Annotated in this window: 17 protein-coding genes; 9 read left to right on the top strand and 8 right to left on the bottom strand. The window is 41.6% G+C overall.

Features of this window, described 5'->3' with window-relative positions; genetic code table 11:
• Positions 1-11: 11 nt before the first annotated feature.
• From GPS65_RS10580 to asnB, 4 genes are all read right to left on the bottom strand, one after another.
• Positions 12-851: a phytoene/squalene synthase family protein gene (locus tag GPS65_RS10580; RefSeq protein ID WP_012009511.1), complete on the bottom strand. Its 840-nt coding sequence runs from the start codon at positions 849-851 to the stop codon at positions 12-14.
• Entirely contained in the window at positions 844-2,319 is a 1,476-nt protein-coding gene (locus GPS65_RS10575; RefSeq protein ID WP_119124664.1) for a phytoene desaturase family protein, read from the bottom strand. The genes GPS65_RS10580 and GPS65_RS10575 overlap by 8 nt, the downstream gene beginning before the upstream one ends.
• Positions 2,316-3,833, bottom strand: a complete 1,518-nt coding sequence (locus tag GPS65_RS10570) for a phytoene desaturase family protein (protein WP_012009510.1) — start codon at positions 3,831-3,833, stop codon at positions 2,316-2,318. Before GPS65_RS10570 ends, GPS65_RS10575 begins: the two co-directional genes overlap by 4 nt.
• 147 nt (positions 3,834-3,980) lie before the next feature.
• Positions 3,981-5,822 carry an asparagine synthase (glutamine-hydrolyzing) gene (asnB, locus tag GPS65_RS10565; RefSeq protein WP_041815384.1) on the bottom strand — a complete coding sequence of 614 codons (1,842 nt, stop codon included), beginning with the start codon at positions 5,820-5,822 and terminating at the stop codon, positions 3,981-3,983.
• A gap of 155 nt (positions 5,823-5,977) precedes the next feature.
• Between asnB and GPS65_RS10560 the strand changes: the two genes are divergently transcribed.
• Positions 5,978-6,505, top strand: coding sequence for a DUF2777 domain-containing protein (locus tag GPS65_RS10560; protein ID WP_012009508.1), 528 nt, complete (start codon positions 5,978-5,980; stop codon positions 6,503-6,505).
• A gap of 38 nt (positions 6,506-6,543) precedes the next feature.
• Here the strand turns inward: GPS65_RS10560 and GPS65_RS10555 are convergent, their stop codons facing one another.
• The 3 genes from GPS65_RS10555 to GPS65_RS19980 form a co-directional block, all read right to left on the bottom strand.
• Positions 6,544-6,912, bottom strand: a complete 369-nt coding sequence (locus GPS65_RS10555) for a YisL family protein (protein WP_012009507.1) — start codon at positions 6,910-6,912, stop codon at positions 6,544-6,546.
• 92 nt (positions 6,913-7,004) lie between these two features.
• Positions 7,005-7,910: a fumarylacetoacetate hydrolase family protein gene (locus tag GPS65_RS10550; RefSeq protein WP_012009506.1), complete on the bottom strand. Its 906-nt coding sequence runs from the start codon at positions 7,908-7,910 to the stop codon at positions 7,005-7,007.
• 41 nt (positions 7,911-7,951) lie between these two features.
• The gene (locus GPS65_RS19980; RefSeq protein ID WP_186312736.1) at positions 7,952-8,374 is read right to left on the bottom strand and encodes a hypothetical protein; all 423 of its coding nucleotides are present in this window, start codon (positions 8,372-8,374) and stop codon (positions 7,952-7,954) included.
• A gap of 449 nt (positions 8,375-8,823) precedes the next feature.
• Here GPS65_RS19980 and GPS65_RS10540 point away from each other — a divergent pair, with 449 nt between their 5' ends.
• The 8 genes from GPS65_RS10540 to GPS65_RS10505 all read left to right on the top strand — a co-directional run bounded on the left by GPS65_RS10540 (position 8,824) and on the right by GPS65_RS10505 (position 12,290).
• A complete protein-coding gene (locus GPS65_RS10540; protein WP_012009504.1) occupies positions 8,824-9,918 on the top strand; it encodes a CotH kinase family protein in 1,095 nt (364 codons plus the stop codon).
• Between the two features lie 122 nt (positions 9,919-10,040).
• Positions 10,041-10,202 (top strand): aspartyl-phosphate phosphatase Spo0E family protein, encoded by a 162-nt coding sequence (locus GPS65_RS10535; RefSeq protein WP_012009503.1) that lies wholly within the window; start codon positions 10,041-10,043, stop codon positions 10,200-10,202.
• 127 nt (positions 10,203-10,329) lie between these two features.
• Positions 10,330-10,551, top strand: coding sequence for a spore germination protein (locus tag GPS65_RS10530; RefSeq protein ID WP_003211745.1), 222 nt, complete (start codon positions 10,330-10,332; stop codon positions 10,549-10,551).
• 14 nt (positions 10,552-10,565) lie between these two features.
• Positions 10,566-10,799: a spore germination protein GerPB gene (locus GPS65_RS10525; protein ID WP_012009502.1), complete on the top strand. Its 234-nt coding sequence runs from the start codon at positions 10,566-10,568 to the stop codon at positions 10,797-10,799.
• 31 nt (positions 10,800-10,830) lie between these two features.
• The gene (gerPC, locus tag GPS65_RS10520; protein ID WP_144481829.1) at positions 10,831-11,445 is read left to right on the top strand and encodes a spore germination protein GerPC; all 615 of its coding nucleotides are present in this window, start codon (positions 10,831-10,833) and stop codon (positions 11,443-11,445) included.
• Positions 11,442-11,618 (top strand): germination protein GerPD, encoded by a 177-nt coding sequence (locus GPS65_RS10515; protein ID WP_003210893.1) that lies wholly within the window; start codon positions 11,442-11,444, stop codon positions 11,616-11,618. The genes gerPC and GPS65_RS10515 overlap by 4 nt, the downstream gene beginning before the upstream one ends.
• Positions 11,618-12,049: a spore germination protein GerPE gene (locus GPS65_RS10510; protein WP_012009500.1), complete on the top strand. Its 432-nt coding sequence runs from the start codon at positions 11,618-11,620 to the stop codon at positions 12,047-12,049. The genes GPS65_RS10515 and GPS65_RS10510 overlap by 1 nt, the downstream gene beginning before the upstream one ends.
• Before the next feature lie 22 nt (positions 12,050-12,071).
• Positions 12,072-12,290: a spore germination protein gene (locus tag GPS65_RS10505; protein WP_003211468.1), complete on the top strand. Its 219-nt coding sequence runs from the start codon at positions 12,072-12,074 to the stop codon at positions 12,288-12,290.
• A 46-nt stretch (positions 12,291-12,336) separates the two neighbouring features.
• Here the strand turns inward: GPS65_RS10505 and GPS65_RS10500 are convergent, their stop codons facing one another.
• Complete coding sequence (locus GPS65_RS10500; RefSeq protein WP_012009498.1) at positions 12,337-12,636, bottom strand: HNH nuclease-like protein HlpB; 300 nt, start codon at positions 12,634-12,636, stop codon at positions 12,337-12,339.
• Positions 12,637-12,655 lie beyond the last annotated feature (19 nt).

Here is a 12,655-nt window from a genome sequence, read left to right as displayed (position 1 = left end):
GCAGTCCTTTTTTACGTAATATCTTCTAAAATAAGTGCTTTTTCTTGGTTCGAAATAAATGATCGCTCTGTAAATACGCGGTATTCATTTTCTCTTGTTTTATCTAAAATGGCTTTATAAAAGTGAGCAGCTGCTTTCACTGGTATACGTGAATAAAGCGGGAATTCATGAAGATGGTCAAAAAACTCCTCGTAGTATGCCTCTGCTTCAAAGGCAATGTACTCCCATACGTGCTGGAATGCTTGATTGACAATGCCTTCTTGCAATTCTTGCTCTGTATATCCGAATTGATCCATGACTTGCTTTGGCAAATAAATGCGGTCTCTTTCGGCTTTATCCTCGCCGATGTCACGAAGGATATTGGTCAGCTGCATAGCAATCCCTAATGAAATCGCTGCTTCTTTCAGCTGTTCTTTTTTACGCGGTGCAATAATGGGAAGCAGCATAAGTCCAACGGTACTAGCAACATGGTAGGAATAAATGAGCAATTCATCTAACGTTTCATATCGGTGCTGCTCTAAATCCATCTCCTGACCTTGGAGCAAGTCACGGAACGGTGCTTCATCCATACGAAACTCTTGAAAGGTATGTTCTAGCGCTACCCACATCGGATCATTCCGATCTACCTCACCTTGTAAAAATCGATCAAACGTCTCTCGAAAGGAGGCAAGCTCCTCTTTTGGCGAGGGTGATTCATCTACAATATCATCTGCTTTCCGGCAAAAGGAATACACAGCCCAGACAGCCTGCCGTTTCTTTTTAGGCAGCATGGAAAAGGCACGGTAAAACGTTTTGGAATGGGTTTGAATGGTCTCCTCACACAATTTCAATGCTGTTTGTACATCAACCACTTAGTTTCACTTCCTTTCTGTCATTCAAATCTTTTAACAGCACAGACGCCATCAGTTTCGCACTTTGCATCACGATCGGCACTCCGCCACCAGGATGGATGGAAGCACCTACCGCATAAAGATTATCGGTCTCAGCTGCCTTCACTTGCGGGCGGAACACACCTGATTGAAATAAGTTAGGCGCAAGTCCAAAGCTTCCGCCTTCAAACAATCCTTCTCGCAAGGAATCATTTGGTGTTCTGACTTTTTTCCAGACAATCGACTCTCGCAATCTTGGAAAGCCTCTTTTCTCAAGTCGATCCACCATTTGCTCTACAAAATCTGTCTCCTCTTCCCAGTTGATATGATCTCCTGAGGGAACGGGAATCAGCATATATAAAACACTACAGCCTTCCGGAGCAAGAGATGGATCAATGATCGATGGATTAAATGTATAAAACGACGGATCTTGAGGAATCGTCTTCGATTGAAAAACCTCTTTCATATGCTGATCAAAGTGTTCGCCCATAAAAAATTGGTGCACAGGCGCATCATGGTAGATTTTATTGAGCCCGAGATATACCATCACACAGCCTGAAGACGGCACGTATTTACGCCGATCTTGTTCGCCTAAACCAAGTTGTTTTAACGCAGCTGGATAATCCCCGTTGATGACAAAAGCATCAGCTGCTATATGGTCGTCACTGACTTTTGCTTTAACTATGCGTTTCCCCTCAAACTCAAGCTCCGTGACTTCTGCATTTTTTCTCACATACACACCCATTTTCATGAGCTGTCCTTCCAATATATCTACTAAACTCGCATAACCACCTTTTAAGTAGTAGATGCCATGCGCGTGCTCACTATATGAAACAAGCGAATAAATAGCAGATGCTTCATATGGATTTCCTCCGACATAGAGGGTTTGAAGTGCATATGCATCTCGCAGGCGTTCGTCTGAGAAATACTTTTTCAAGGCACTTTGAACCGTGCGATACGCCTTTAATTTCATTAAAATCTTCATATTTGCTTTTGTAAAAAATGTTCGCTTTTCATGAAATGATTTCTCTAGAAAGGCTTGCTGCCCTTCTTGAAATCGGTCGGTCATTTCTTCCATAAACTTTAGGAATCCTTGATCTTCGTTTGGAAATACACGTCTGATTTCCTCTAGCTGACGAAGTGCATCGGAGTACTTCGTGTAGGAGGTTCCATCTTGAAATTGGATTGTATACAGCGGATCAAGCTGCAAAAGATCAAGAGATGCTTCGTCAATTCCAACCTCATGTAAAATACCTTTTAACATATCTGGAAGTAGGACAATGGTCGGACCTTCATCTACTTTATATCCTTTCTCACGTACAAAAGCAAGTCTTCCGCCAAGTCGCTCGTTTTTTTCGACAAGCGTCACATCATGTCCAGCTTTTTTTAAATAAAGTGCTGAGATCATCCCGCCAATACCGCCACCTGCAATCAATATATGTTTTTTCATGAGGCGCTCCCCTTTTCTTGTTGCGGCAATGTTTTGTGTGTATGTTTGTCTTTTGAAAGAATTGCATTTGTCGTGATACGTGCTGATTCTAAAATGGTCGGCAGTCCGCTTCCTGGATGCGTTCCTCCTCCTACAAGCCAGCAGTGATCCAATTCATCAAATTCATTGTGCGGCCTTAGAACCATCATCTGCGTCAGCTGGTGACCAAGGTTAAATGTGGCTCCTTCGTATACGTAAAGGTCTTCCTCCCATTGCTTCGGTGTGATCATCCGCTCGACTTCTATATGCTGCCTTATATTCTTAAATCCGGTTTTTCGCTCGAGTGTATCCAGTACAAGCTCTCTGAATTCATCTTGATGCGCTTCCCAATCAATGCCACTTTGATTGTTGGCAACGGGTGCCAATACATAAAGAGCTGACTTTCCTTTTGGCGCAAGTGAGTCATCTGTGACACTAGCATTTTGAATATAAATAGATGGATCATCTGGCAGCTCATATGTTTTCGTAATGCCTTTGACGAATTGCGCATAATCATCAGAAAAAACGATGGTATGATGCGGCTCCTCATACATAGTATCTAGTCCTAAATAAAGCATAAAGGTGGAGCATGAGAATTTCTTCTTTTTTAATTTTTTCTCGCTATATTTCTTTAAAAGGCCTGGCTCTACAAGCTTTGTCATCACATGTGCAAAATCTCCATTTACGACAACCTCATCTGCCTGTATTTCTTTTTCAGATTCTAAGCGAATGCCTTTTACTTTCCTGCCTTCTGTCAGCAGTTTTTCGACGCCGGATGACAGATGAATCGTTGCTCCAGCTTCAACCGCTGCTTTTGCCATCGCTTCTGACAGCTGATTGACCCCGCCCTTCGGATGGAACACACCTGTGTCATGCTCCATAAATGATAAAATGGAGAAAGCACCTGGGCACTCCCACGGTGACATGCCTAAATACTTTGATTGGAATGTAAAGGCATATTTCACTGATTCATTTGAGAAATAATCTGACAGCACATCATATAAACTCTTATTCAATGAAAGCTGCGGAAGTGCTTTAAGCACTTTTGGACGCAAATAATGATGAAAACGATCCATTTTACTTTGTAAAATAGGAGTAAGCCGATCCATTTTTCGCTTCGTATCGTTCATAAATCGTATATATCCTTCGCCCTCTCCAGGTGCAAAGGCTTCTAACCGTCTATACATTTCATCACGATCTCGTATCATATCTAGCTGATCGTCTTGGAAAATCAATCTATACATTTCTTTTAATTCAATCACATCAATATAGTCATAAAGATTTTTACCAGCAAAGGTGAACAGTTCCTCTGCAATATGAATCATGCTGAGAAAGGTAGGACCCGTATCAAACGTGAAATCACCCAGTTGAAACTTAGAGTTACGTCCGCCAACAAAGGGTTGTTTTTCGTAAACATGAACATCATGTCCTTTGCTTTGAAGCATCATAGCTGCCGCAAGTCCCCCTGGTCCTGCTCCGATCACAATGATTTTCATTATCCTTTTTCCTCCAAATTAATTCACTTTAAGTTAATTATACAAATTAGAAAGATTAGATCAACTTTCGATGTGCTCTTTTCGTCTCATGTTATGTATCAAAAAAGCCGGCTTCCCTTCAACAAATGTAAGAAAGCCGACCCTTTATTACGCTTCTATATCAATTCGATACGTCTCAAACCAATGATGAATTTGCGCCAGATGAGCGATTAATTGCGGGCCCTTCATGAGCTGACCATACCAAGGGACTTGAAAGGAAGCTCCTTCCGTTTCAATCAACTGCTTTAATTGATTCGGATCTAGAAATTCGTGAAGGACAGAATCTTTTTGCGCAAGGCAATCTGTTAACATCTCTTTCACAGCATGGGTATAGGCTGGATGATGTGTTTTCGGATAAGGACTCTTCTTGCGATAAAGCACTTCATCCGGTAAAATTCCCTCTAATGCTTTCCGTAAAACCCCTTTTTCACGATTTCCATACATTTTCATTTCCCAAGGAATATTCCATACATATTCGACAAGGCGATGGTCCGCAAATGGCACACGTACCTCAAGGCTCGCACCCATACTCATTCGGTCTTTTCGATCTAGCAACGTTGTCATAAACCAGACCATATTTAAGTAAAAAAGTTCTCTCCGGGCTTTATCTACTCCAGTTTCTCCATCTAAAAGAGGTGTTTCAGCCACGGTTTCTTCATACTTGCTTTGTGCATATTCTTTTAGTGACAGCTTTTTTTGCCACGAGTCTTGTAAGAGCTGCGTTCTAGCTTCCGTCGATCTCATCCAAGGAAAACCATTCGTTTCACTTGCAGAATGGAACCAAGGATAACCTCCAAAAATTTCATCCGCACATTCACCTGACAAACCAACCACAAAGTCCTTTTTAATTTCACGACAGAACCAAAGCAAGGAAGAATCAATATCTGCCATACCCGGTAAGTCTCGGACCTCAACCGCTTCCTTTAAATAAGCAGCCAACTCCTTTTGTCCAATGATGCAGTTGTGATGATTCGTTTGAAACGCCTTGGTCATGCGGTCAATCCATGGACCGTCCGCATTCGGCTGGAAATGACTTGCTTCAAAAAATTGATCATTCCCTTCATAGTCAACGGAATACGTATGAAGTGGTGCTTTCCCTATTTTCTCAAAGTGCTTAGCGGCAATGGCGGTAATAGCACTCGAATCGACGCCACCCGATAAAAATGTACAAACAGGCACATCAGAGACGAGCTGCCTTGTGACGGCATCTGTAAAGAGGTCCTTGACGTTCTGTGCGGTGTCATCAAGTGAGTCCGTATGCACCCTGCTTTTGACATTCCAGTATCTCCACACACGCAATCCGTCTTTTGAAAAGGTCAAGGCATGAGCAGGTCTCAGCTCTTTTACCCCTTTAAACACTCCTTGCCCTGGTGTTCTAGACGGTCCTAAACCAAAAATCTCCGATAATCCCTCATGATCGACTTTTGCTTTCATATCAGGGTGAGCAAGAAGCGCTTTGATTTCTGAACCAAATAAAAAGGAATGATGACGTTCTGTATAGAAAAATGGCTTGACGCCGAGCCGGTCTCTCCCTGCAAATAATAATTCACGCTCACTATCCCAAATGACAAATGCAAAAATACCATTAAAATGGGTCACACACTCTTCCTTCCATTCTGTGTAGGCGTGAAGAAGCACCTCTGTATCAGAATGCCCAAGAAAGCGGTGGCCCCTTTTTAACAATTCTTTTCTTATATCCTCTGTGTTATAGAGCTCTCCATTGTATACAACGGTATAAGCATGGTTTTGATGTGTATATGTCATCGGCTGTTTTCCGCCTTCTACATCTACAACCGCTAACCTTTTATGCCCAAATAAAACGTGCTCACTTTTCCACGTATTTGTATCGTCTGGCCCTCTTTTAGATAATGTATCTGTCATTTGATTGATTACATGATCCTGTTGGATGAGCTGCTTTTTAAAGTCTGCCCAGCCTGTTATTCCACACATCATCATCAGCTCCCATCCGTTTTTCCATAAGTGATCTCATTCAACCTTTCTTAGTTTATGCATCGTCTCCTTGATAGTTGATTTGTCCTTTTTTAACGGGCGTATAGGACAAGCATGATTTGGTAAGAAAAGAAAGAGGAAAGGAGCGTCTGCAAATGGAAAAACGAATGAATCAGCTTGAACGCTGCGACCGAAGATGGTGCAACGGATATTTACTCATTGAAAACGGGCATTGTCTGATTGAAGATGAAGAAGGAGACATCATGCTACCAGAAAGTCTTCAAAGCACGATGATCTGTTTAAAGGAAAATGATAGATGGACAAAAGGTGAACTGCTCGGTTCCATGATACTTCATGAAAATGGAGAGCTGTTAGACATACAAGGCGGTGAAGAGATTCAATATACGGCATCACTTGCCAAAGGCTTGCTTGACCTTCTCATGTTTGTTCCTGAAAACGTCTTTTATGACATCATTGCACAGATCGAGCAGCTTGGCTTTTCTGTCTACGATTGTGTTTTCTCCTCCTTTCATTCTTTTCAACAAGTTTCTTTCTTTCAGTTTTCGACAGATACACAATCACTTGCCCTTCAATGTCACCACGATTTCGCTTTGGGACAAATTCGTTTTGAATGGACCACTTCTGATGGTCACCGTTCAGTTTCGCAGTTTGATGGCATATAAAAAGGACACTGCTTCGTATAAGCAATGTCCTTTTTCCATTAAAAGATATGGAAACCAATCGGCAGACGTAAACCGAGAAGAATGGTCACAATCGCGAATATGATAAAACCAATCAATACACCAGTCACCGATTTTCCTTTTTTCTTGCGTACAAGTGTCATTTCCATGAAGCCGATCACTAGGATACCGAGAATCATTTTACCGATATACTCGCCACCGAAACCTGGAATCTTCATTCCTGTGCGAACATACAGCTCTACGCCTGTGGCGATAATGATTAAGTACAATAATCTGACAATCATGTGCACAATTTTAGCACCTTTGTCGTTTTTACCAGCTAGAGCAAAGGCCACGAAGAATAAGATAATTCCTAGCACCCATGCTGTAATATGTAAATGCGTTCCCATTCGTTATTTCCCCCTTTATCAGAACAATTACCTTCTCATCGTACCACGAAATAAGTCGAACACAAAGCGACAATCCTGTGTCATCTTACTCTTTATTTGACGCGATTTGATAGCGTTCCAATCGGTTCAATCGTAATGTCGATTTGGTCCCCTGAAGCTAAGAATTTAGGCGGTTCAAAGCCTTTGCCAACCCCAGAAGGTGTTCCCGTTGCAATGATGTCACCAGCTTCTAGTGTCATCCCTTTTGAAAGAGTAGACACAATGTTCTCGATGGAGAAAATCATTAATTCTGTACTTGCAGACTGGCGAACTTCTCCGTTCACCTTTGTTTCCACATGAAGCGCACCGTGATCCTCAATCACTGATTTATGCACAATATAAGGTCCTATCGGGCAGGTTGTATCTAAGCTTTTACCTATGAAAAATTGTTTGTGTTTTTTCTGTAAATCTCTTGCCGTTACGTCATTTAAAATGGTGTAACCAAATAGATAATCGCGGACATCTTCAGGTGCAATATTCTTCCCTGTTTTGCCGATCACGATCGCAAGCTCCCCTTCATAATCTAGTTCACTCGTCACATCTTCATGAAGGAGGATATCCGCTTCATGTCCAATGACTGAAGTAGGTGCCTTCGTAAAGATCATCACATCTTTAGGAATATCCGCTGCACTTCCCATTTCCATGACATGATCTTGATAATTCTTTCCAACACACATAATATTTTTAGCTGGCTTTGGAATTGGCGCATGGAGTTTCACGTCCGACAGCGGATAAACATAAGAACCACGGTCTTCTTGTTTTTTCTCAGCCCAGTCAAGGAGTTGTTTGACATGCTCAACAAACTTGTCTCCCATATGAATACATTCAGCTAAAGAGTTTGGCAATGTCTCAAGCTCGAATAATTTGGCTTCTGCCTTTTTGACATCCATAACCCATTCATCATCAATGACTACCCCAATAAACATTCTGCTATGTATCTCTCCTGTAAAAAACTTCATGTCTTCCCCTCACAATCTTCATTTCGCTAAGTGGTGATGTCTCATTTTATTTCTCTATCAAATAAAAAAAACCCTTTTTTATCATACTCTCTTTTAAAAAGGGTTTCAAAAAAGATGATCTGATGTTTAGCGGTAGCGGCGATACTCCCACATGTTCCCCTGATCCCATTTGCGGTCAACATTTCCACTTCTACGGGAATGATGATTTTTCTTTCCACATCTTTTGCAAGAATAACTGCGGTGCGACTTGCGGCTCTTCTTATGATGCGATATGTGCTTGCTGCGATGTGACTTGCGACAGCTCTTCTTATGATGCGATCTGCATTTGCTGCGGTGTGACTTACGGCAGCTTTTCTTATGATGGGATCTGTGCTTGCTGCGGCATGATTTTTTCGGCTCACTTTTTTTGCTTCTGCAAGATTTCTTGCTTTTGCACGACTTTTTACTTTTGCATGGTTTCTCACTTTTCACGCTTTTCTTTGAACAGCGGCTTTTTTTCGAACGATAGCTCTTATAGCTTTTTTTGCTGCGATGTGATTTACGGCATCCTCCTCCACCAAAGAACCAATGACGGCGATTTGAATGGCGAGAACGTGCTGACTTGTGCGAGCGTCTCGATTCTGGTTCACGATCTAAGTGATGATCACGTCCTTCACTTCGAAGTGAATCCACTGCATGTTCAATATGTGAATGATCAAATGTGCTCACGAACGATTCCCCTCCCAGTCTATACTTTGACAAAACAAACAGATCAAGCTGTTTATCTTCTCTGCTTTATGTTACGAGACTTGGTAGACAACTGTTCTTGGCGGATGTCCCTTTCTTTTAAAACTCCATGAATACCTAACAAACGGGTACAGGACATTCCTTCATTTTCATATCGTAAAGAAGAACATAGGAGGAGGATGAACGCATGACCACAGAACCTTTAAAGCAAATGGATATTTGGATTCATCCAAAGGACCTGATTGAATTAAGAAAAGACATATGGAACGACGAACCTGTTGAGGGCATTTTGAAAACTGGTCAGATCAAATCACACATTTACGCTTCATACCGGGGATCTCACATCAGAAAGCTGAAAAAAAAGTCCTATCAAATTGAATATCGAAAGCCAAAGCAAAGACAAGGCGAATCTATCTTTCATTTAAATGCAGAATACAATGACCCTTCATTTATCCGAAACAGACTGTCCTTTTATTTCTTTGAGCAGATAGGAGTGCTAAGCCCTGCTGCGTCTCATGTGTTTCTCACGATAAACGGAAGAAAAGAAGGCATTTATTTAAAAATAGAATCCGTCGATGAGCACTTTTTTCAAAAAAGACAGCTTTCAGGAGGCGGCATTTATTATGCAGTCGATGACGACGCCAATTTTTCCCTTTTGAGTTCATTTGATAAAAAGCCAAAAAAACACCTTCTCCTCGGGTATGAGAAAAAAACAGGGACTTCTCAACATGATCAGCAGCTAAGTGAATTTATTTACTTTCTCAACACAGCGAAAGATGACATATTTGCAGAAAAGATTGAACATTACCTAGATGTGACCCAGTATTTCCGCTGGCTCATTGGTGTCGTGTGCACACAAAACTTTGACGGCTTTGTCCATAACTACGCTCTTTATGTGAATGAACAAGGCAGATTCCAAGTGCTTCCTTGGGATTATGATGCGACATGGGGCCGTGACATCCATGGAGAAGAAATGGCGTTTGATTATATTCCAGTAAGCGGCTTTAATACGTTAACTGCGAGATTACTAGATATCCCTTCATTTAAGAAAGCCTATTACACGCTTTTCCAGCACGTACTCGATACACATTTTTTAGCAGACCAGCTTTGTCCAGTGATTGAGAAATGGCATGCTTCTATTGAGAAGCGAATTGGAAATGATCCTTATACAAGAGACCGCAAAGACATCTTACAATCAGAACGAGAAATCATCCGTCAATATATCAACAAAAGGCGACGTTATTTACAGGCTGAAATAAGAAAAGAGAGAGAGGGAACGTAAGGACGCTTTCGAATTTTGTCACTTTATTACTCATATTGACGAAACAACTTTTTTTATAGAAAAATAGGGTATACTAGCCATATCCTTCTATTTGATAAAAAATGTGAGAGTTGGCGTCCGTTATGATCAATTATGAAATTGAACAAAAAAGATTACATTTAATTGAGACCGCAAAAAAATTCGGGATGAATGCCGAAGAAACCATCAGGTGCAGTCAAGAGCTTGACACACTCTTAAATAAAGGCATCAAATACACCTCGAATGAATGCTCTAAAAAAGGGTAAACCATACACCTCATTCCTCTCATCAAAAGCTTTCAAAAAGACAATCACACATTAAAAGACCCATCATAAGCTATGGTGAAACGCCCAAAAACAAAGTGCCTTATTTTTATAAAGGATGTGCACCGCTATGCCGGCTATTGTTGGAGCCTTTAAAGTAAATGCCGTCGGAACGAGCGGAGTCGTTCATGTTGGAGACTGCATCACCATTTCTCCAAATAGTCAGGTTAAAACGTTTGCTGGCGCAGGCAGTTTTAACACTGGTGATCAATTGCGCATTAGCAACTATAAAAGTGTGACAAATACGTACGACAGTGATGTCATTGATCAACCGCTTGTTGGTAACTTGTAAGGAGTGAATATTCATTGAACTTCTATATTAATCAAGCGATACAAATTAATTATTTGCGTGTAGAGTCTGTTAGTAACTCCTCTGTGCTACAAATTGGGAGCGCTGGGTCAATTAAAGCTCTTTCTAATTTGTATAACACGGGCAGCTACGTAGAAGCAGCACCTGCCGCAGCAGGCACACAAGGAATTCAAGAATCCCAAGGCGCAAGCACAACACCTTTTGTACCGCTTCAGTCACCAACAACTTAAGTTCATCTGCAATCCCCGGAGGTGTATGTCAATGTATGAATATCAAAGCAACGCTTCACAGGTGCATGGCATCATTCAAAAGCAAACACAACAAATCATGATGCTTGAAAAAAGGCTTAACGAGCTTCAGCAGGAAATGCAAATGATCAAGGATAAACCGACAACGACGATTGAACGGATTGATTATCAATTTGATCAACTGAAAATCGAGCGGCTGGAAGGTACGCTGAATATCGGCCTCAATCCATCTGATCCAAACAGTGTTCAAAACTTTGAAGTGGGCCAAACAACAGCCCCGGGCATTGGAATGATGCAGCAAGAAATGGCTGATCAATTTTTCAATCAAACACGCCAGCTTGTCGACGCATTTTTAAACGAAGAAGCGCCAGAACTTCTTGAAGAGCTAGAGCAACGATACGAAGGGTCTCTTGATGAAAGTAACAAACACCACATCATTGAAGACATCCGAAAACAAATTGACAGCAGAATCAAATATTATGCAGGACAGCTCCCGCACCGGGAAGATATGACCCCGCTGCAGCGTTCAGAGCAAATTGCTGAATATGTGAAGCATGATGTCAAACGGGCAATTGAACACTTCTTAGCCCATATTCCAAATGAAACGAAAGGAGAGGAAAACGGATGAATTTCACAGTCGTCAACCGCAACATCGAGACCGGAAGCATTAAAGTAGTTGGGGTTTCGTCCTCTTCCCTATTTATCATTGGGGACACAGATCATGTACAATTATCCTCCATCTTTGATACACCGCCAGAATCTTTGATCATTGGCCCGTTTGTTCCTCTTGCACCTCGATAATGATAAAGCGCACATCTCAAGTGAAGTTCTCGAAGGTGAATTCTGTCGGGATCTCAAGTGTTGTTCAAATCGGTGATACACAGGAGCTATGCCCGAAAGTGAAGGTGTTAGCTGTTCAGCGAACCGTTAGTTTGTTTTATGGGAATGAAGCAGAAAACTTAGATGCGAAAGAATTTGAAGTGTATTATGAGCCTATTCCATTGATGTTGCCAGAACGATCTGTCAGAACAGCTTTTTATCACGAGAAGCCTGTGATTAAAGTTTCTTCAATACATGTAGAAGGGGTGTCTTCCTCCTCTGTGTTTCAAATTGGCTCTACGTGTGGAATGAATGGCGTTGCAAGAGTGAAGCATATTCGAGAGTTATTTAGCAACGACGAAAGTCCGCCAAACTCACAAATGGACCTACCTGCGCATATGATGGTGATATGACTTCGAATAAAGGATGTCGATTATGCCAGCAATTGTCGGACCCATTTACATTAACTCTATTTCTGGAGGCGTCGTCAACGTCGGTGACTCATTCTACTTGTCGCCTAAAAGCTCGTCAAAGTCTGCTTTAGGCTCTGGAGCGGGAAATACCGGAGATTTCTTGATCTTAAATAATGGCATTAGCGCCACCAACTATGTGGATCCTGACTTAAATGATCAGAATATGGTAGGCAATGCATAAAGCAGCTCCTCTACAGACATTTCATTAAGAGGAGCGCTTTTTATGCTTATTTTTTTCTGCGTTGTCTTGATTTTTTTGTTTTAACCAGTTTGCTTGCCGGCTGTTTTCGAATCCATTTGATGTACGAAGCAAGCTTTTCATCTTGTCTTAGTGCATCAAGTGTGCTTAAGCGCGCGGCAAGCTCCTGGTTTGTAAAGAGGGCATGCACTTGTTTATGGCAGGGGATACACAGGAAGGCAGTCGGTAAAAAAGCCCCACCTTCTTCTCTTGGTGTTAAGTGGTGTTCTGTGAGCAGGACATTTTGCCTTCCGCACAGCTCACATAATCCAATCGTTTGCTTTGCCATCCTGTTATCACCTCGACAT

The organism is Bacillus pumilus (assembly GCF_009937765.1).
Classification (GTDB): Bacteria; Bacillota; Bacilli; order Bacillales; family Bacillaceae; genus Bacillus; species Bacillus pumilus_O.
Note: the sequence above shows the minus strand (reverse complement) of the source record. Positions and strands in the feature narration are given on the sequence as shown.

Bases quoted from the DNA above. Each gene is read 5' to 3' on its own strand.
- GPS65_RS10530 (WP_003211745.1), top strand. From the start codon at position 10,330: ATGCCGGCTATTGTTGGAGCCTTTAAAGTAAATGCCGTCGGAACGAGC.
- GPS65_RS10540 (WP_012009504.1), top strand. From the start codon at position 8,824: ATGACCACAGAACCTTTAAAGCAAATGGATATTTGGATTCATCCAAAG.
- GPS65_RS10505 (WP_003211468.1), top strand. From the start codon at position 12,072: ATGCCAGCAATTGTCGGACCCATTTACATTAACTCTATTTCTGGAGGC.
- gerPC (WP_144481829.1), top strand. From the start codon at position 10,831: ATGTATGAATATCAAAGCAACGCTTCACAGGTGCATGGCATCATTCAA.
- GPS65_RS10510 (WP_012009500.1), top strand. From the start codon at position 11,618: ATGATAAAGCGCACATCTCAAGTGAAGTTCTCGAAGGTGAATTCTGTC.
- GPS65_RS10560 (WP_012009508.1), top strand. From the start codon at position 5,978: ATGGAAAAACGAATGAATCAGCTTGAACGCTGCGACCGAAGATGGTGC.
- GPS65_RS10535 (WP_012009503.1), top strand. From the start codon at position 10,041: ATGATCAATTATGAAATTGAACAAAAAAGATTACATTTAATTGAGACC.
- GPS65_RS10515 (WP_003210893.1), top strand. From the start codon at position 11,442: ATGAATTTCACAGTCGTCAACCGCAACATCGAGACCGGAAGCATTAAA.
- GPS65_RS10570 (WP_012009510.1), bottom strand. From the start codon at position 3,833: ATGAAAATCATTGTGATCGGAGCAGGACCAGGGGGACTTGCGGCAGCT.
- asnB (WP_041815384.1), bottom strand. From the start codon at position 5,822: ATGTGTGGAATAACAGGCTGGGCAGACTTTAAAAAGCAGCTCATCCAA.
- GPS65_RS10555 (WP_012009507.1), bottom strand. From the start codon at position 6,912: ATGGGAACGCATTTACATATTACAGCATGGGTGCTAGGAATTATCTTA.
- GPS65_RS10575 (WP_119124664.1), bottom strand. From the start codon at position 2,319: ATGAAAAAACATATATTGATTGCAGGTGGCGGTATTGGCGGGATGATC.
- GPS65_RS10550 (WP_012009506.1), bottom strand. From the start codon at position 7,910: ATGAAGTTTTTTACAGGAGAGATACATAGCAGAATGTTTATTGGGGTA.
- GPS65_RS10500 (WP_012009498.1), bottom strand. From the start codon at position 12,636: ATGGCAAAGCAAACGATTGGATTATGTGAGCTGTGCGGAAGGCAAAAT.